This window comes from Blautia sp. BCRC 81119 (assembly GCF_003184505.1).
Lineage (GTDB): Bacteria > Bacillota > Clostridia > Lachnospirales > Lachnospiraceae > Blautia_A > Blautia_A fusiformis.
In genome coordinates, this window is sequence record NZ_QJHD01000005.1 from 25,726 (window position 1) to 44,953 (window position 19,228).

At 39.5% G+C, this 19,228-nt stretch carries 14 protein-coding genes; 13 read left to right on the top strand and 1 reads right to left on the bottom strand.

All coding sequences use genetic code 11. The annotated features are described in order from the left end of the window. The first annotated feature begins 1,646 nt into the window (after positions 1 to 1,646). The 5 genes from DMI82_RS04125 to DMI82_RS04145 all read left to right on the top strand — a co-directional run bounded on the left by DMI82_RS04125 (position 1,647) and on the right by DMI82_RS04145 (position 7,289). Positions 1,647 to 2,711: an SPFH domain-containing protein gene (locus DMI82_RS04125; protein ID WP_110102563.1), complete on the top strand. Its 1,065-nt coding sequence runs from the start codon at positions 1,647 to 1,649 to the stop codon at positions 2,709 to 2,711. 158 nt (positions 2,712 to 2,869) lie between these two features. Then, positions 2,870 to 3,724, top strand: a complete 855-nt coding sequence (locus DMI82_RS04130; RefSeq protein ID WP_110102564.1) for a single-stranded DNA-binding protein — start codon at positions 2,870 to 2,872, stop codon at positions 3,722 to 3,724. Positions 3,725 to 3,824: 100 nt separating this feature from the next. Next, entirely contained in the window at positions 3,825 to 4,922 is a 1,098-nt protein-coding gene (locus DMI82_RS04135) for a hypothetical protein (RefSeq protein WP_146207127.1), read from the top strand. A gap of 180 nt (positions 4,923 to 5,102) precedes the next feature. After that, complete coding sequence (locus tag DMI82_RS04140) at positions 5,103 to 5,972, top strand: hypothetical protein (protein WP_110102566.1); 870 nt, start codon at positions 5,103 to 5,105, stop codon at positions 5,970 to 5,972. Positions 5,973 to 6,137: 165 nt separating this feature from the next. After that, the gene (locus DMI82_RS04145) at positions 6,138 to 7,289 is read left to right on the top strand and encodes a DNA polymerase III subunit beta family protein (RefSeq protein ID WP_110102567.1); all 1,152 of its coding nucleotides are present in this window, start codon (positions 6,138 to 6,140) and stop codon (positions 7,287 to 7,289) included. Positions 7,290 to 7,347: 58 nt separating this feature from the next. Here the strand turns inward: DMI82_RS04145 and DMI82_RS04150 are convergent, their stop codons facing one another. After that, positions 7,348 to 8,001 carry a hypothetical protein gene (locus DMI82_RS04150; protein ID WP_110102568.1) on the bottom strand — a complete coding sequence of 218 codons (654 nt, stop codon included), beginning with the start codon at positions 7,999 to 8,001 and terminating at the stop codon, positions 7,348 to 7,350. A 134-nt stretch (positions 8,002 to 8,135) separates the two neighbouring features. Between DMI82_RS04150 and DMI82_RS04155 the strand changes: the two genes are divergently transcribed. The 8 genes from DMI82_RS04155 (at position 8,136) to DMI82_RS04190 (ending at position 19,221) form a co-directional block, all read left to right on the top strand. After that, positions 8,136 to 9,236, top strand: coding sequence for a hypothetical protein (locus tag DMI82_RS04155; protein ID WP_110102569.1), 1,101 nt, complete (start codon positions 8,136 to 8,138; stop codon positions 9,234 to 9,236). Beyond that, positions 9,226 to 11,775, top strand: a complete 2,550-nt coding sequence (locus tag DMI82_RS04160; protein ID WP_110102570.1) for a VirD4-like conjugal transfer protein, CD1115 family — start codon at positions 9,226 to 9,228, stop codon at positions 11,773 to 11,775. The genes DMI82_RS04155 and DMI82_RS04160 overlap by 11 nt, the downstream gene beginning before the upstream one ends. Positions 11,776 to 11,919: 144 nt before the next feature. Beyond that, complete coding sequence (locus tag DMI82_RS04165) at positions 11,920 to 12,171, top strand: hypothetical protein (RefSeq protein ID WP_110102571.1); 252 nt, start codon at positions 11,920 to 11,922, stop codon at positions 12,169 to 12,171. Between the two features lie 14 nt (positions 12,172 to 12,185). Continuing rightward, complete coding sequence (locus DMI82_RS04170) at positions 12,186 to 14,834, top strand: type IA DNA topoisomerase (protein WP_110102572.1); 2,649 nt, start codon at positions 12,186 to 12,188, stop codon at positions 14,832 to 14,834. A gap of 64 nt (positions 14,835 to 14,898) precedes the next feature. Then, a complete protein-coding gene (locus DMI82_RS04175) occupies positions 14,899 to 17,094 on the top strand; it encodes an AAA family ATPase (protein WP_110102573.1) in 2,196 nt (731 codons plus the stop codon). Continuing rightward, a complete protein-coding gene (locus DMI82_RS04180; RefSeq protein ID WP_110102574.1) occupies positions 17,061 to 17,585 on the top strand; it encodes a hypothetical protein in 525 nt (174 codons plus the stop codon). The genes DMI82_RS04175 and DMI82_RS04180 overlap by 34 nt, the downstream gene beginning before the upstream one ends. After that, on the top strand, positions 17,579 to 18,403 hold the full coding sequence (locus DMI82_RS04185; RefSeq protein ID WP_110102575.1) for a hypothetical protein: 825 nt from the start codon (positions 17,579 to 17,581) through the stop codon (positions 18,401 to 18,403). Before DMI82_RS04180 ends, DMI82_RS04185 begins: the two co-directional genes overlap by 7 nt. Positions 18,404 to 18,804: 401 nt before the next feature. Beyond that, a complete protein-coding gene (locus DMI82_RS04190; RefSeq protein WP_110102576.1) occupies positions 18,805 to 19,221 on the top strand; it encodes a hypothetical protein in 417 nt (138 codons plus the stop codon). The last annotated feature ends 7 nt before the right edge of the window (positions 19,222 to 19,228 follow it).

The window sequence follows — 19,228 nt, forward strand, 5'->3', positions numbered from 1 at the left end:
GGGAGTTATCAATGAAATCTGGTAACGAGTCCTGCGAGGCAGGCGAGTTATCAAAGTTGGACGAGGGCTTTCCTCCCGTCGATGGTTTTTAAAAAAAATAAAAAAAATCCGTCCGGTTCACAAATTATTCTGCATATTGATTCTGATGATACAGATGACAGCCAGGAATTTTGCAAAAAGTCCTGAAGGACCTTACTGATATTGTACAAAGAAGCGAAAAAAAGAAATAAAAAGAGACAGGAGATTCGTGGAAATATCACGCGGTCAAATTGAATATTGAGGTGTCACCTCTACCAAGAGGACGTTAATTATTATTTTTTGCATAAAGATAAAGAGAGGAAAAACAAAATCAGCAAAAATAATAAAAAAACGTGATGAGAACGAGACATATGCTGCAGTAATGCAGAGCAAGGACCAATCTGGTTGCTAAAACAACGTTAAGTGTTGCCGAGCGGCAAAAGTCGAGCAGGGAGCGGAGAAAATAGTTTGGTCTTAGACTATCCGATGACCTAAGGGGGTGTAGTGCGTTGCAAGCCCTTTGCCTAATACGTAGTTGTATGCGTAAGATGCGAAAGCACGGGTGAAAGCCTGGTTAAGAGTAGGACGCGGGGGAGTTTGTGGACAACGGAATCCGCGGGAATAAAGACAAACTGTATATACAGTTGATGTAATAAAACCGCAACAGGAGGAAGTGAAGCACAGATGCACAGACAGCTTGCGGGCTGCCGGGACCTGTAGGATGATGGAAACATCATGGCGTGTGGGATGTGCCATAGATTGTACAGAAGAAATGTATAATTTAGACTACGCCAAAATCAGCACGACTGATTTGAACTGCAGGGTTGCGCTTTCCGATAAGCTCTTCGATAAGTTTTTCGATGAGTGCGACTGCTATCTAAGACCGTCATGATGTGAAGCGACCGATTCCGACGGGCTACATAAAATCTGAGCAGAATGGCATAGCGTTATCCTTCTTCCGCGCAGACGCATACCATTATAGGGAGAGTCTGCGCTTTTTCGCAAGGAGAAACTATGTCAATCTGCTCAGCTCCCTCCTCCTCTGGGCTGCATGGCGGCCTTTGGCCGCCTTTCAAAACGTAAGGTTACGAAATATAAATTTACTTTTTTCAAAGTGTAACGTTGAGATGGCAACAGGAAATGCAGCCCATTAACGAAGGGTGTGATTTATCCGGTAAAGCGACATTACGCATCGTAATAACACTCAACATGCCAAAACTTTTAGAATATATGAATCACGCCCGCACTAACGAAAGAAAAAGCTGAGACAAGACATGCACACTGCAAAATCTTCATATATCTGGAACGCGAAGATACTGGATATCACGATATATATGAATTTTAAGAAAACTTATAGGATATCCAGTATCGGAGCGGATAGAACCTTCCGCGATTTTGCAGTGCATGTCTTGTCTCGAGGTCAGAGTAATCGGCTTGCCGATTAGGATGACCTCCATGTTTTTTTATATACGTTTTTTATATACAAATACACTGTTCTTCCAAATATTTATCATATTGTACATAGAGAACCGGGACACAAACAACGTGTCTGCAACAACTGGCCATTGTATCAGCACTTCAAATTCCTGTTTCGGTTATCGGCAACAAAACACACAGGAGGATAAAATATGTTTTTTGTTATAGTTATTCTAGTAATAATCATTGTATTCCTGGCGAACCAGATACGTATCGTCCCTCAGCAGGCATGCTACATTATTGAGCGCCTTGGAAAATACAGCACAACGTGGGAGGCTGGCCTGCATGTGAAAGTTCCAGTCATTGATAAGATTGTAAAGAAAATCTCCATCAAGGAACAGGTGTACGATTTTCCGCCACAGGATGTTATCACAAAAGATAACGTCACAATTAGTATCGATTCTGTCGTGTATGCAAGTGTTTTCGACCCAAAATTGTATACATATGGGATTGAGAAACCTATCACTGGTTTACAGAATTTGACAGCCACGACTCTCAGAAGTATTATTGGCGCCATGGAATTAGACCAGACACTGTCTTCGAGGGCAGATATCAACCGCCAGATGCAGGATGTGCTTGATGAAGCAACTGATGAATGGGGTATTAAGGTATCACGCGTGGAGGTCAAAAATATCAAGCCACCGAAAGAGATTGAAGAGGTCATGACAAAGCAGATGAGGGCTGAGAGAGAAAGACGCCAGACCGTATTGGAAGCACAGGCACATAAAGAATCTGTAGTATCCAGGGCAGAAGGTGATAAGCAGGCGAAACTGCTTGACGCAGAAGCTGAGAGAGACGCAAAAATTGCTCTTGCGAAAGGTCAGGCGGAGGCTATCAGGCTTGTATATGAAGCAGAAGCAGAAGGACTTAGAAGGCTTGCGGAGTCAGGCGTAAATGAAAATATTTTACGTTTAAAATCTATTGAAGCGATGAAGGATGTGGCCGATGGCCGGGCTACAAAAATCTTTATCCCAAATAATCTGGCAGAAGGTGTCGGGCCTGCAGCGATTGCCGGCGAGGCTTTTTGGGGAGCAACAAAGGAACCTAAAAAGGAATTCTCAAATGCCGAAGCGGAAAAAATCCGAAAAGAAAGATGCGTCAAAAAGACGGTGTCTGAGGATGCCTGCATGAAAGCACCAAGGACGAAAGTAAGTATGCAGTCGGCGATGACTAATGCGGGAATGGTCCATGATATGCATAAGGACGAAACTGACTGACAGGCGCTGCAATAGACAAAAAAAATAAGAAAAAGGTACATCGCAAAATGCTACGATGTACCTTTTTTATTTTATTTTGCATATTGGAGAATAGAGAAAAGAAAAAAAAGACTCTCTAAAAGAAAGAAAACTATAGAAAAAAAAGAGGAGGAAAAAATATGGCAAGACATAATTATGTGAGTGTTCTTGCGCTGGTACGAAAGGAACCAAAATTCAAAGACACAGTTGACGGAAGAGCCGGAATCGTTGGTCTTACAACGATTATGAGTGGAAGAGAGTACGACAAGGCTACAAGCGGTTATCAATTAAACAGTGTTTCTTTTTGTGCCAGAACACAGGAAAAAGAAATCCTTGATGTGATGGATACATTGCAGTTATGGGATGTTGTAAAAATGACAGGATTTTTAGCAACAAGAGAAAAAGATAAAAAAGCAGAGTGTCCGTTTTGCAATGCGGTCAACCGAAGAGTTGATGCATGCGTAAGAAACGGAAAGCCAAAATCCGGTGGTAATGAGATTTTTGTATATCCAATTACGCTAAGAGTAGAGGAGAAGTTTGAAACCGAACAGGCAGCGTACGAGTATCTGCATGCAAACGAAGAGGATGCAAACCGTGTGTTTGTGCTTGGTAATTTAACAAACTCTCCTATCCACGGGGAGCTGCAGGGAGGACGAAAGCCGTATACAAGATTCCAGCTGGCTATCAACCGTAAGTATTGCCCAAAGGGCGGAAATGAAATGTACGAAAGGACAGACTATCCGTGGGTGTATTCTTATGGCGACAAATCTATCGAAGATTACCAGAATCTTGAAAAAGGTGCCCTCGTATTTGTAGATGGCGCCCTGCAGGCAAGAAAATTTAAAGAACAGTACACCTGTGGAGTATGCGGCGAAGAGTATGACGTAAGGGGAAGGACACTGGAAGTCCTTTCATACGATACAGAATATCTTAGACTTCCGAACCTGGCTCCGGATGACGAAGAAGACGATGATGAGAACGAAGATTCAGAGTAACTATATGAGGCAGCGGCATAAACTCCGCTGCTTTTTTGATGAAACAAAAAACATTCATATTAAATGTGAAACAAAAACAAATAAGAAAGGGGAAATTAATTTGAGAACATTTAATATGGAAGGCCTGAAAGATTTATGGGAAGACTATTCTTCTGCAATAAAATCGACAAAGATTGATTTTAAAAAAGCAAAAATCTATCAGGCAAAGGAAATAAAAACAGGAGGGCTGGAAATGCTGGTCACATCTGTAAGTACTGGAAAACAGGAGACGATTTTTGAGCAATTGCCTGATAAAATGTGCTATATCATCAATAAATCCGAGTGCTTTTATGAGATTGACGGAATACGTTATATCCCAAGCCGCGAAGTAAACAGCAGAACACTGAACGATTACAGCCGCAAGAATATCGTTGATGACTGTATGAACAAAGGAAAAACAAAAGAACCTCCTATAACGGTAAATCATTTCTCATCACCGGACACATTGAAAACACTGGCCGGAAGATTAAGGCGGACAGATGAGCTTATCGGTATTCATTATAAACTGGTCCGTGCCAGAAAAAAAGTATATGCACGGCTTGTTGGGTTAAAATCTATGAATGGTGAGAATCAGATTTCTGCGGTAGAGATTGCTGGATGTCTATATAATAAATGCGGAAGGAGTATGCTGTTTGAGTCTGCATACCTAGAGCAGATAAAAAGACAGCCAGCATTAAGCTTTACTTTTAGATGCAAACCTGCCCGGTTGCGTTCCGACGGAATCCCGGTATGTATTTTGTTCCAGGATACATTATCTGGGAGAAAGAGCATGCGCGTCGATTTTGCAGTAAAGATTGATAACAGGCTGTATATCCTTGACAGCATGGAAGTTAACCATCGTACTAAGATGTCCGGAGACGAGATTGCCGATAACATCATTAAGCGATTTGAAGTATGTTATACGGCAGATTTAAATCTAAATATTACAGCAAATGATATCATTAAAAACGTGCTGCAAAAAGGACTTGTTCCAAAAAAAGCAGAAGAGAGGTTTGTAACTTACATGTCATCTATTAACACTGATACACCAATCGCTATGGCTTCAGATGTAATAAAGACAGGGATATTTAATATAAAAAACAAAAAGCATACAAGCAGCGGATATGACGGAGGAAAGCGTCGCTATGAGTTGGAGCTAGGGCGCGCTCTGATAAGATAATGTTTTCAAAAAATATAAGACCGGGGAGATATCTCCGGTTTCTTTTTTGGCATACTAATTTTAATCTCTGCACTCAGTCTTACGGCTTCGCTTGACATTTGCTGCGTAAATTGGTAACGAATCCGGCAGGGCTGGTGAGGTATCGAGATAAATGCATAAGAAGGTATGGAGGAATAAAGTATGGCATTTATGACAGAAACGGCAAAATATGAAACAAAAAATGTGGAAAATATGATTAGAGGCTCTCGTAATATTACTTTTTTGAATATATTTAGCGTAGGTAAAGAAATCCTGCGTATCGAAGCAGAAACCTATTATGTGGAAGATGTTCTTGAGAATGGCGATGTTATTAATATAATCGGAAAATTCATTGCAAACTCTGACCCTTGTGCCAAATTGAACATCGTTTGTAAAGATGAAAGAAAGAGAAGACCAGAAACATTAAGAAAAGTTGGAGTAACACTTGAAGAATTAAGAAATGGTATGAAAAAGAAGGAAATGGCAAGAGCTGTGTCTGATTATTTTATAAAATATGACGGGATTATAGTTTCTTGCAAACCATATTCTATTATTTCGATGCTGAATAATGATATCATTGAATCCAAGTATAAATCTATTGATAATTCATATTTTGATATAAAGAGAATGGCTAAAAAGTGCGGTGAAAATTTTACAGATAAGAACAGCCTGGAAAATCTAAAAGAAACATTTATAGACTGCACCGGAAGTTACCGCAGGATGAAAAAGATGGAACAAAATAAAAAGGCCTGTGTTGTAAACTATGCGTATTTTTGGCAGAGTTCGTATCGAAACTATGCAGAATGGATTTTTTGCGATACTTCGATTGGGAAGATTTATTATGACACGTTGACTGAGAAATGGGGGATTACCAAAAAAGAGGAAAAAGAAAATGGGCTGCGTATCGAAAGTGTTGATACTTTTGATGTAAAAAAACAATTGATGGATAAATATAGAGTGAATAGCATGATGGAGCTTAAAAATCTGCTCAAAGAAAAAGCAGAAGAAAGAGAAAAAAGAATGGCAGTCTGATATCTGGAAATAAGTCCGGCAAATCCGGGAAGTCAGTAACAAAGAACAGAAGTTTCAGGCTGGAGATGCTGCTCTGGTGTTTTTTAGCGACAATCAAATTTGGCATATTAAAGATGCTAAACAAAATATAGCTAAAATAGCTAAAAAAAGAAAGGAAAAAATATTATGAAATTTAAAACAGACTATGAGACATTTAGAGGAGCAATCGCAACAATTGGAAAAGCTGTAAAGAAAAACGGTATCAACGAAATGGCCGTTGTTAAGATGGAGGTAAAAGGAAATATCCTGGAATTATCTACAAATGGTAATATTGGATGCATCGTCCAGGTTGAATTGACAGATGGAGAAGATGGAGAGTTTGTCGTGTCATTTTCAGAACTTAACATCTTTAGTCTTAGAAAGTGCACCGGAAAAATCTCTGCGTCATCAAGTGATGATGGCAACGCTATGACCATGATGTACAGAGACGGAAATGCAAAGACTGTACTCACAAGAGTTGATGTTGTATTTAATGACGTAGCCAAGCCTGAAAAAGATACACCGAAGGTTGCGCTTCCGTTTGCAACATTAAAGAAAATGGTTGCAGAAACAATTTTTGCTGCAAGCCGTGAGGAGACAAATGCAGGGTATGGCGTACATCTGAATATCCGTGAAGATGAGGACGGACTGCTGGCTCTTACGATTACATGTCTTGATGGCTTACGCGTGGCTCAGCGAACTGCATATGCTGTCAAGAATGGAGACTACACCGGAACTGTGATTGTTCCGCCTGAGCAGTTTAAGACAATGATTGACATTGTAGATGCATCAGATGATGATGCTAATATCGATATTACTATCGATAGCGGAAAATTATATATGGATTACAGTAAAAAGCATGTGTGCATTCCGGTCCTGGATAAAAAATATCCGGCCGTACAGCGAATGATTGACGGAGAAATCGGAAAAGATGCTTGCAAATTCTCTATCACAATTGACAAGAGAGATTTTATTGAATCCATCTCCTGTGTTCAGTATGTACTTCAGGAGACCGGGGCATCTGGAGTGAACTCATCAGCGATGCTGAAATTCAAAGAAAAAGAACTCGAGATTGGAGGAATCGGTCTTTCTCAGTATGGAGAAAAGATTGAGGCTGAGACAGTCGGAGAAGTTCCAGAGCCTGCTTATTTTAACCCGGATTTTCTGAAAGAAGCAGCAAGCATTTATCCTAAGGACAAAATTACAATCGGAGTGATTGGACCGAAAGCGCCAATCTGGATGTGCTGTGGGGACAGTAATGAATATGTTTACTGTGTGCTTCCAAGAAAACGCGAATAAGATAAGAATAGAAAAGTTAACATAATAAAAAAGCAAGAGGGCAGCCCTCTTGCTTTTTTTATTCTTGCGCGTTTTCTAATTGTCCATATTTTGACATGAACATATAGTTATGAAAAAGAAAATCATTTTTCACTGCAGACGGCATGCTGTCGTGCATGTATTCCAGCGGTGTTGCATAAAAACTGATATATAATTGATATAATTTATTTTGTTTTAAATATTTAATACACTCTTTTGAAGAAAAAAACCTGTATAGTTCATCTTCTGATTTGAACATACATGTTTTGTTGATTACGTATTGAAGACATATTTTGGCGCGAAGCATACCTAAGTATCCGTACATATAGTCCTTTGGGTATCGCCCCTCTCCTGCCATTACCTTATCATATACACGAAGTGTATACCTTTTTACGTCGTAATCTACATAGCGAGGATAAAGAAGATAAAGGATATATTCTGTATCATCCTTGGTAACATCAGATGGAAACGCAATGTATTTTACCATCTGGTCAAGTTTCATAAACGAAATGTAATTTTTATTAAATAGCTTTATTGCATTGTGGATATCCCATCCTAATAAATTCTCTATCGCATATCGGATTACAGAAAGTGCAATCCTCTCGTTTCCCTTTTTATCAAACAAAAAATAGCTTGTCGGTATGCGCTGCCGGTTTCCAAGCAGGACATCTTCATAATCGTTTAATATTCCCATTGTATTTTAACTCCTTTTTCCGATATTTTTTATTTCTTTCTTTTAATATGCGAAATGAATCCCTTTTTAACCTAGCCGTGCCGATATTTTTTTTATTTTGCATATTGGAGATAAAGATAAAGGAGGAAAAATATATGGCGACAACAGATATTTTATACAGATATTTTAAAGCCAGACAGGAAGTAAATGAAAACGGACATGCAGAAACTCTTGCTCAATGCATCCATTACAATCGCGGAGTTGATGCAGTGGTCCTTGATATGAAAGATAAAGGACTGGCTCAAAAAATATTAAAAGAAGCAGATATAAATGATGCTTTTGACTCATGGCTGTTGGATATTGCTGGAAACTTGGTTTTAATATATCCACGAGAACAAAGAGAAAAATACATGGAAATTCAGCCACATTTGGTGCTTGGAGAAAAACTGGTGCAGTATGGAGGATTTTCGCACAGCGAAGCAAAAGGTATGATAGATTTTCTTAAGGAAGCAGGAGTGGATTATAAGCAGTCTATCGGAGAGGATGGAAGGATTAGCTTTTTGCTTGCAGAAAATAAAGAATATATATTTAAAAACGCGATAGATACAATAAAGCGAGAAGAAACCACGGAAGTTGGCGAAAAACATTTCGTATCACAGAATTTGTATTGGCGCTATGCCATCAACCAGGCTTCAAAGGCGCTAAATCATGATGGCGTTGTATTTTTAGGAAGTGAAGCAGGGACACGTGGAATAAGAGTTGACAAAAATGGAGCAATCAGTATGAATCCATTAAAAAAAGGACGTTTTATTCCAAAAAATGACCCGGATTATGAGCGTAAAGTATTGAGTGAAATTCTGAATACGATGAACGGAAAAGAATTTCCTGTGAAAGTTTTTTATGGAGAACTCGCCGATGCGATGAGCAAGGACATGACACGTAAAAGTTTACGGGAATCCCCTCTGATGCTAAAAAAAAGAGAAGCATTGGATATATTAAATTTAAGTGATATCCCTTCTGTTGATGAAATTGGAAAGATGGTAAACAATCTTGAGGACTATGGAGACCGCGAAAGAAAAGCGATTTATTCTTTGATGCGGATGCGGGTATGTCGGGATTACAAGATAGAAGATATCCAAGCGTACAAGATGTCTAAGCAGGATAAGCAGGATTATAAACAGATGCATGAACAACATATAAAACAATTTGCGAAAGGATGTAGACAAGACAGGGAGGGGCTGGTAGATGAAAGATGATAAAGAACTTGAACAGAAAAAGCTTGCCTTTGTCTTGTATGGCATCTTGTGGTTTATTGGACTGATGATAGCTGGTGCATTTGGCTATCAGAAGCATACACAGGATGGAGCAAGTATCTTTTCAGCAGTGGAAACGGTATCCCATTTTGGTATCTTCTATTGGTTAAATCCGGTAAGCTGGGGTACATGCTTAAGATGGACGTTTATATATTGGATTGGTGTAGCGCTTTTCATGATATATGAGCAAAAATGGAAACATGATGCGGCCGGTAAAGAGGCCGGCTCGGCTCATTGGAATAAGAAAGTTGAAGAATTTAACCAAGGACATTCGGAGCCGTTTGGTGAAAAGACTTTTAGTGACGAGCCTGGTCTGACAAAAAAAATGGGTGGGGAAAACCTGAACAATAAAAAGACACCACCAGTACCAGGGAACCCTAACATGATAGAATCGGAATTGGTAAGGCTGTCAACAGCTGATATGAAAACACATTTGAATAACAATGTTTTTATTGTCGGTGGTGCTGGTACTGGTAAATCACGATTTTTTATAAAGCCAAACGTATTACAGATGAACTGCTCTTACATAGTAACAGACCCTTCCGGAGAGCTTCTGAAATCAATGCATAACGTATTGGTTGAGAATGGGTATAAGATAAAAGTATTTAACTTGGTCGATATGTCTCATTCAAATAAGTACAATCCATTCCGATACGTCAGGAGCGAAACAGATGTCAGTATTCTGGTGGACTGTTTTATTTCAAACACAACAGGTCCGGACCAAAAAAGCGGCGACCCGTTCTGGGATAAATCGGAAAAGGCTTTGCTCTCAGCGCTGGTATTTTATCTTGTTGATATTGCTGATGCAGAGTTTAGGAAGTTCTCAACCATTTTGTGGATGGTACAGTTGGCACAGATGGATGAAAACGGCCGGCCAGGGCAAAAGCCATCGTCTGAATTTGGCTTCTCTATAGATATGCCGCTTGATGAATTGTTTGATGGAACAAAAAAAATCGGTAAAAAAACGATTACAGATAAAAAGACAGGAAAGAAACAGACGGTGCTGGATGCTGTGGAAGTTACGGACCAAAAAGAAATTGGAAGGCTGCGTGATAAAATAGAGACTTCACTTTGCCTCACCAACTATAAGACGTTCAAACTTGGTGGAACAAAAACGTTGAAATCCATCTTGATTTCAGCTGCTGTTAGACTGAACCCATTCAGCATTCCGGCAATCCAGAATCTGACAGATGATGATAACGTGGAACTGGAGAAGGTGGGCGATGAATTGACGTGCTTTTTTGCAATCATTCCGCAGACGAACAGCACATTTAACTTCTTGATTTCCATGCTGTTCTCTCAGATGTTTGAATCTTTATATTATAAGGGTGCCACAATACCGAATAGCCGGCTTCCATATCATGTAAGGTTCCTGCTCGATGAGTTCGCCAACATCGGCAAGATTCCGGAATTCCCACAGAAGATTTCCACTTGCCGAAAATATAATATATCAACAACGATTGTCCTGCAGTCTATTGCACAGATAAAAATGCTGTATAAGGATGACTATGAGACAATCATCGGTAACTGTGACACCGCAATCTGCCTTGGTACAAATGAGCAGACTACGGCAGATTATTTCAGTAAAAAACTTGGAAAAGGTACCATCACGTCGAGAAGTAAATCCACGCCCGTGGGCAAGAGCGGAGGCAATCTATCGTTTAACCAAACAGGACGTGAATTGATGCTTCCAGATGAGATAATGACCATGCCGTTTGACAAATGTATTGTCATGATGCGAGGAATCGACCCATTTTATGATAGTAAATATCCACTGGAAAAGCATCCACAGTTTATGAAAACAGGTGATGGGGATGAAGAAAACTTTTATTTCCTGGAGCAGGACGAAGAGTTTTCGTGCGTTGATAAGTCAGTAGAATATGAGGAGATAGCCGAGCAGGAAGAAAATAATGATACAGTAAGCGAAAAGTACCAGCCTAAAACACTGGAAGAAGTGCTGGACGGAATTCTGGTCAACTATCCGGAAGAAGATGGATATTATCTGATTAAGGATGCAGATAATAACAAAACAAGGAATTCAATGATTACAAAGTACAGTGAATTGCTGGAAGACACAATCCAGATGTCTATGGGTAACGACGAAACAACGATATTGTTTGACGGAAAAAATATGGATATTGCTCTTGCAAAAGGTCTGATAAACAGGGCTTTTGAGCAACACGACGGGGAATTTGAGGATTTAGTCGTTGCCTGCAACGGAATCAGTGATGGACATGTGTGCTGGTTCGGCGCAAAGAATGACCAGTGTAATATCGTTAAAGTAGCAGAACGATTACAGTTGTCAATATCCAAGAAAAAACGAGGAAACATATCCAGGCAGGATTTATATAAAGTTAATGATATCCTGTCAGAAGATAAATTTGAAGAATTAAAAAAAGGATGTAAAAATGGTGCTCATTGTATGGCTTCACAAAAAAATAACGATGTAGATTTTGATGATTATGATGATGATAATGATTGACATTGCTGGTTAGAAAGGACACCGCGTATAAAATACGCGGTGTCCTTTCTTTTTGCAAAAAAAAGCATTTTTACTCCGTTCGAAAAATGAAAAATTCGGCATATTGAAGGCAAACCGCAAAAATAAAAAAAAGGAGAGAAAGATATGCAACATATTGAAATAACAGAGCATGACTTTGATGCCTTAATGGATAAACTGGAAAAAATTGAAATGGAAAACGATGGATATATTCCGTCAGAGGAAGACGTTTTTGATTATATTGAAAAAAATCCAGAAAGATATTACCTGTATTTGCTTTGGTATAGCGAACATAAGCCGAAGCCTCAGACAGAGGAAGAAAAAAAGATTTTAAAAAAAATTACAAAGATAACTAATCAGACAATCAAGATTTTATAAGGAGGGAATAAAAAATGAGATATTTATATCTGGCGGAGAAGCCATCTGCTATGAAATCGGTGAAGGCTGCTTATAATGCAAGCAATAAGCCGCTCGGCGATATTGATTTTTTCGCTCTCGCCGGACATATCTGCCGTTTATGTGAACCAAAAGAATATGAAGACTGGGATGTAAAATGGGCAGACCGAAAGCTGCCAATGATTCCGAATCCGTTTAGGGTTGGAATCTTGACAGATAACAAAGTAAAAGACTTAAAAGAACAGCTAAAAAAAGTTAAATACGATGCAATCATTGTCGGCACCGATAGTGATGTGGAAGGTAACGGAATCTATGACCTGATTGAAACTTACCTTGGGCTGCAGAATTATAAGACTTACCGATTTTTTGAATCTGACCTGACGCCGGCTGGAATCATGAAATCAATGAATAACCTGACAGATTATCATACAAATCCACGTGATGTAGGAATGACACAGTCTTTTAGAATCCGAAGCCGGTTCGACTGGCTGATTGGTTTTAATATGACTGTCGCATATACAGTGAAATCAGGTTTTTTGATGAAGGTTGGACGAGTTAAGGCGCCAACATTAAAACTCGTGTATGACAACTGTAAGGCAATTGACGGATTTAGCTCTAAGACGGCATATCAGCCGGCAATCGTAACAGAAAACCCGGAAGTTACCGCATATATGATTGACGATGAAGGCAAGGCAATGTCTTATGCTGATAAAAATGAAGCCCAGAAAGTTCTGACTACATTAAGCGGTGAAGCGGAGGTGCTGAATTTTGAAAAAACAGCAAAGAAAACGCAGCCGGACCAGTTATATAAATTAACCGACATCCAGGTCGAAGCCGGTTCTAAGTATGGATATACCCCGGAAAAGACTCTGGAGCTGATTCAGTCTCTGTATGAAAGACATAAGCTTATTTCATATCCAAGAACTGATGGAAGGTATGTGTCTACCGAAAAATCAAAAGACTTTGCCAGATTACTGAAAGCGGTAGAGGCTATGCCGAGTCTTTCTGCAGCAGTAAAAACGGTTACTCCGGAAGCAATCGCTGCTGCACAGGGGAATAAACGATTTGTGAATGATGTTGAAGTGCAGAAATCCTCGCATGATGCGCTTATCCCGACAGGCGATACAGCAGCACTCGGTAATTTAACAATGGACGAAATGCATATCTGTGAAATGATTTTCAAAAGATTTCTTGCAATATTCTTCCCTCCATTGGAAGAAGAGAAAACAAAAGCAGTGCTGACTGACAACAATATTAAGTTTTCCTGCACCGGCTCCAAAGTTGTGAATCCTGGCTTTACAGTCCTTACATCAAAGCCAAAGGAAGCACCGCTTCCAGACCTTAAAAAAGGGCAGAAATTAAAAGAAAAAGAAAAATCCCTGCACGAAATCATAAGCAAGCCGCCTGCGCGCTTTACACAGGCAACACTTATCAAAGCGATGGAGAATGTCCAGAAATACATGGCGGCTGATGAGACAGAGCTAAAGAAAGCAATGAAAAAAGCCGGAGGTATTGGCCAGCCGTCATCCAGAGCCGCAATTATTTCAGAACTGGTTTCTACTGGATATATTGATGACGTAAAGTCTGGGAAAGGAAAGGGCCTCCATATTACAGATTCCGGTAAACGTTACATAGAGAATCTTGGCAGCAGTTCTATTGTAAGCCCCGAACTTTCTGCACAGTGGGAAGTATATATGAATGATATACGTGAAGGCACCAAGACATATGATGAAGTCTATGAAAAGGTCATTGATTATGTATATCAGGCTTTAAAAGAACTGGAAGGGATGGAAATCCAGAAAGTGACTGCAGGAAACAGAAAAGAGGTCGGCAAATGCCCGAAATGCGGAGAACCAGTCGTTGCCCTGCCAAAAGGATACGGCTGCAGCGGTTATCCTGACTGTGATTTTTCCGTATTTAAACGTGTTGCAGGAACAGACCTTACAGATAGGGATATGGCGGATATGTTGAACGGAAAGGCTACGAGAGTTATGAGTTTCAAGAAGAAAGATGGGAGCACTTTCTCTGCCGCGTTAATACTAAATAAAGAACATAAAATTACATGGGCTCCATTTGAAAGTAAGACAGACTTGACGTGTCCAAAGTGTGGAAAGCCTCTGGTTAAGACTCCTATGTCTTATAAATGTGATGACGACGAGTGCGGCTTCATATTCTGGACAAAAATCTGTGGAAAAACATTGACAGATACACAGGTGAAAAAATTACTTTCCGGGCAGTCTACCGGAGCAATCAAAGGATTTAAGAAAAAAGATGGTACATCCTTTAATGCCAGTCTGATAATGAAAGATGGAAAACTGGAATGGGAACATAGCATTGCAAAAGATACCGGTCTCAAGTGTCCGAAATGCGGAAAGCCAATTGTTGCAACAGACAAGGCTTTCTCCTGCGCAGATAAAAAAGACGGTAAGTGCGATTTTCAGATTTGGAGAATGCTTCCAGGCGATAAGGTCGTATTGACAGAAAAAGATATGAAGGATTTGCTTGAAAAGAAAAAGACAGGCCTCAAAAAGGATTTGAAAAGTAAAGGTGGAAACACATTTAATGCCTATATAACCTTAAAAGACGATTTTACAAGAGGTATGGAATTCGCAGACACAGAGAGAAAAAAGAAACCGCAAAAATAATATCATCGAAAAAAAATTCAGCATACTGGTTTTGCAGAAAGGACAGGAAAGGAGCATATCATCAATGATTCCAGTAAGAGGTAGGATTGTCGATTTTTTAATAGACCGTTGTAGTGACGGGTATGCTGAATTTTTATTTAAAAGTGATTACGATAAAGACTGCCCGCGATTTGAAGCGTTGTGCGCCGGAAAAATCCCGGATGTTGTCCCAGGTGTCCCGATTACTACAGAATTTGCAGCAGATAATATGGACAAGATTTTGAAGATAGATTTTCGTGAATTGAAGATTGAAAAAATTACAAAATATGTAAAAGAAAAATACATGAACCGAGTCGCATATACGTGTATTAATTATAACGACGAAGAATACGCAAAAACGCTATTGGTGAAGGTGAAAGGAATATCAAGTAAAACTGCAAACCGAATACTGGATGCTGTTGATGGTGACATAAGCAGGCTTTCTGATGTGTGGAATGACAAGGAATTCTGGAAAGGACTGAAGGGCTCAAAGCGTTACTTGTCTGAACTTAAAGAGACAGTGGGAGCGATGATGGAAAAAGACCATCTCGTAAAAAAGTATCAAAAGTATGGAATCGGGTATCCGCAAATAGATATGCTGACTGCATGGTATGGGCTGGAAGCAGAAGAAAAGTTGTGTCAGAACCCTTATGCTGTCTTGCAAAAAATGGAACTGGATTTTCAGGTCGCAGATAATTTTGCAAAGGACCTCGGCTTTGGATATTTGTCTACAGAACGGGTCAGGTCAATGATATATCAGGTATTGGTAAATAACGAACAGTCTGGAAACACAGCAATCAAATTGAAAGATTTTTATATCAATTGCGCGAGGCTTCATCGATATTCAGCATGGAAGGATTATGTTGTGTCTCCATATTACATTTTGGCGACTCTTGTAGATATGAAGAGCGTGTATTGTGAAAATGGCATGCTTGGGTTTATCCGGACAATGGATAAGGAGGCCGATATCGCGTTCCAGATTAGCAGGTTGATGCAGATAAATACCGAGATGGGAACAAAGGAAGATGTATTTGAATCTATCAAAGATAAATACAATAAAGAACAGCTCGAATTTCTGAAAAGTTTTGATAAAAACAGTGTTGTTTTGCTCCTTGGACGAGGCGGAACCGGGAAAACGCATACAATCTGTGGCGCTATTGACCTTTTTAAAAAAAGATACCCAGACGAAGAGATACGGCTATGCGCACCAACTGCACGTGCAGCAGGTGTGCTGAAAGAGCATTCAGGGCATGAGTCTTCAACAATACATATAATGCTTGAGTTGAATCCATATATGCCGGATGATGCCGGTAAGAATGAAGAAAACCCATTAAATGAAAAACTTATTATAGTTGATGAAATGTCGATGGTAGATACAGACCTGATATATCATCTTTTGAAAGCTGTCAAATCAGGTGCAAAACTGATTCTAAGCGGAGACCCTGACCAGCTTGAAAGTGTTGGATGCGGTGCAGTTTTAAGAGATATGATTGATTCAGACGTTATACCAAAGGTGAAACTCAAAAAAATCATGCGTCAGGGAGAAGGCTCAGCGGTTATTGATAACTGCGGGAAAGTGCTTGCTGGCAAGAGCAATTTCATTGAAAATGAATCATTTGTGGTAAGAACATGTAAGTCGGAAGAGGAAGCCAGGGCCTATTTAAAATCACGGTATCACGGCGACCCTCACAATACGCAGATTTTATCCACGACCAAAAAGGGCGTGGTCGGTACGATGGCTTTAAATAAAGAATTTGAGGATGTGGAGCAACCCGGTATCTGGTTTCACGGAGACCATTTTAAGATTGGAGACAAGGTTGTTTTTACAAAAAATAATTACGATTCCGGGTATTGTAATGGTGATATTGGATTTATTGAAACGCTGACAAATCCAGTTAAAGTCAGGATGCAGGGTGAAGATAAAGTAATAGATATAAACAAAGATGATGCGGTGGACATGGAACACGCAGATGCGATTACCATCCATAAGAGCCAGGGAAGCGAATATAATGATATTTATATTATGCTCCCGGACAAGCCGGTTTCATTGTTAACAAGGAATATGGTGAATACAGCGATTTCCAGGGCGCGCAAGAGCGTTGTTCTTATAGTGGTTAATGACGCTTTACAGACTGCAGCAAGTAATCGTTTTAAGAGGAACAGGATAACAAGATTAAAAGAAAAATTAAAAAACATGGGGGAAATAATATGTCCAGAGGAAGAAAAAAAAGCAGAAAAGTGATTAATCCATTGGTAGAGCATATAGCTGATTATTCAGACATGGAGTTTGTTGATAATGAGAGCGGAGAGGCTCTTATTGCATCTCATGCGCAGGCAAAGATTGATAAAAAGTGCGAAGACGAAACGGACCGCATGTGGATGTATAAAGATAACAGAGATGATGAGATTGTTGATGAAGATGAATCCACAGAAGACGACCTCTGGAGTGACGAAGATAAGAAAGAAAAAGAAAGAAAAAAATCAGAAAAAAGAACTGCACAGGTAGCTGCAGCGGAGGAAAAAGTAAAACAATATATGGATGCGGCTGTATGGTTTAAAGATATAAGTGAAAGAGGGGAGATGACAGAAAAGGAACAAAGATATGTTGAACTTATGATAATTGAATTGTCGAAATTCTATTTTTCAAATCTGGACACGCTGCATCCAAGCTCAAAATGCAGAGAGTCAATTTGTAAGATTTTCGAAGACATAAGGAGGACAGGGATGTGTTGAGAATATTAAAATCGTTGCTTGCTGAGTCTTCTTATTTCTTTGAAAAATATTTTGGTGCAACGTCAATCGCATGGTCTGTTATTTTTGTCGCTTTTTGTTCGGCAGTGATTATCGGGTCAACTGTGAAGGGACTATTTTGGGTAATAGAGATAAAAAAGAATAAAAAAAAGACGGAAGCAGCAAAAGTAAATTTATTCTTTCCGGTGTATATTGGAATCATGTTGTTAATCACGTATTTTATAAATTATCTTGTTAATACAGCGTATACATGGAACAGTAAGCTACAGCGCGTGATGTCGAATTTTGAATACGTGCTGTCATTTAAAACAAACCGCCATGCGTTTTTATTTGCATTAAATTTGCCAGACAATGTACAGAATAAAAAATCATTGTTTAAAATGGCGCTGTATTTAAACGATAAGCAGTGGGATTCTGTTTTTAATAATACAGGAGAAGGTGCATGGTATTTCGAAAAAGTAAAAAAAGCCATTTTTGAAATTTTACATGTAGGAGACTGTCATTTAATGTTAAGCCCATTGCAGCAAGGATGGTTGGCGTATCTTCCAATTGCAGGGATGCTAATTGTGTTGTTTATCTTTCTATTGAAAAGAAATTGGGCAAATACTTTAGTTTCTGCTGTTGCTTGCATTTCAGGACTGTTCGTGAATATGGGCGCAAGTATTTTTATGCTAAGCGCAATGTGCTTTGGAGTGATATGGGCTATAGCGCTAGATACAGCAATGAAACAAAGTATTTACGAAGGGCGAAAATCCCTGGCTGACAAAAAGCCGTCCGTGGGTCAAAGGTTCAGGTCTTAACTTCGCACGCGGGTCTGAATCCCCATTCGTGCATTACACTCAGCCTTGCGGCTTCGTTTGTCAGTCTCTGCGAGGCTTGGGAACGAGCCGGAACGGCGAGATATCAATTTTAATCTCTGCACTCAGCCTTACGGCTTCGCTTGTCAGCGGCAAAAACCGCTTGGTAACGACTCCGACGAAGCCGGCGAGTTATCGAGATAGCAAAAACGAAAAAAATAAGGAAGGAGAGAGATGAGGACGAAGTCTTATCTTTCTCTTTTTTTTGCGCACAGAATGCATTCGTTTTTTAAAAAATTTAGCATATTAGAATAAGCGGTAATTAATTCCTGTTTCTGAAATAGCAACAGGGACAACCACAAAATGCAAAAAAAAGAAAAAGCAAAGGCAAGGAGGAAAGGAAATTGACAAAATACAGTGATTTGCCAGAAGCAAAATCTGCACTCATTGCTGATAAAGAAATTATACAGACTTTATTTCGTTCAGGCTATGAATACCTGATTTTGAATCTATACGATGAGGTCTACACGACTCCGGAGATATACGACTATTTTGCGAAGAACCTGGATTTAGACAGTCTAAAGATATTCAGGGGCGAAATCAAAAGAGCAGAGCTTATAACGAGTAAGATAGTTCTCCGAAGTATTATCGGAAATGATGAAATATTATCGGAAGATGAAGCATATGCAATACTTTATGCAATGACAAATAAAATTGATGTGATTTTGGATGACCCGAGAAAATACGAGATGTTCAAAGGTCGTAATATCCATACACTAAGGCTGTCGGAGATTATTGCAGCAGCAAAAAATTCAGATTAAGGGAGGT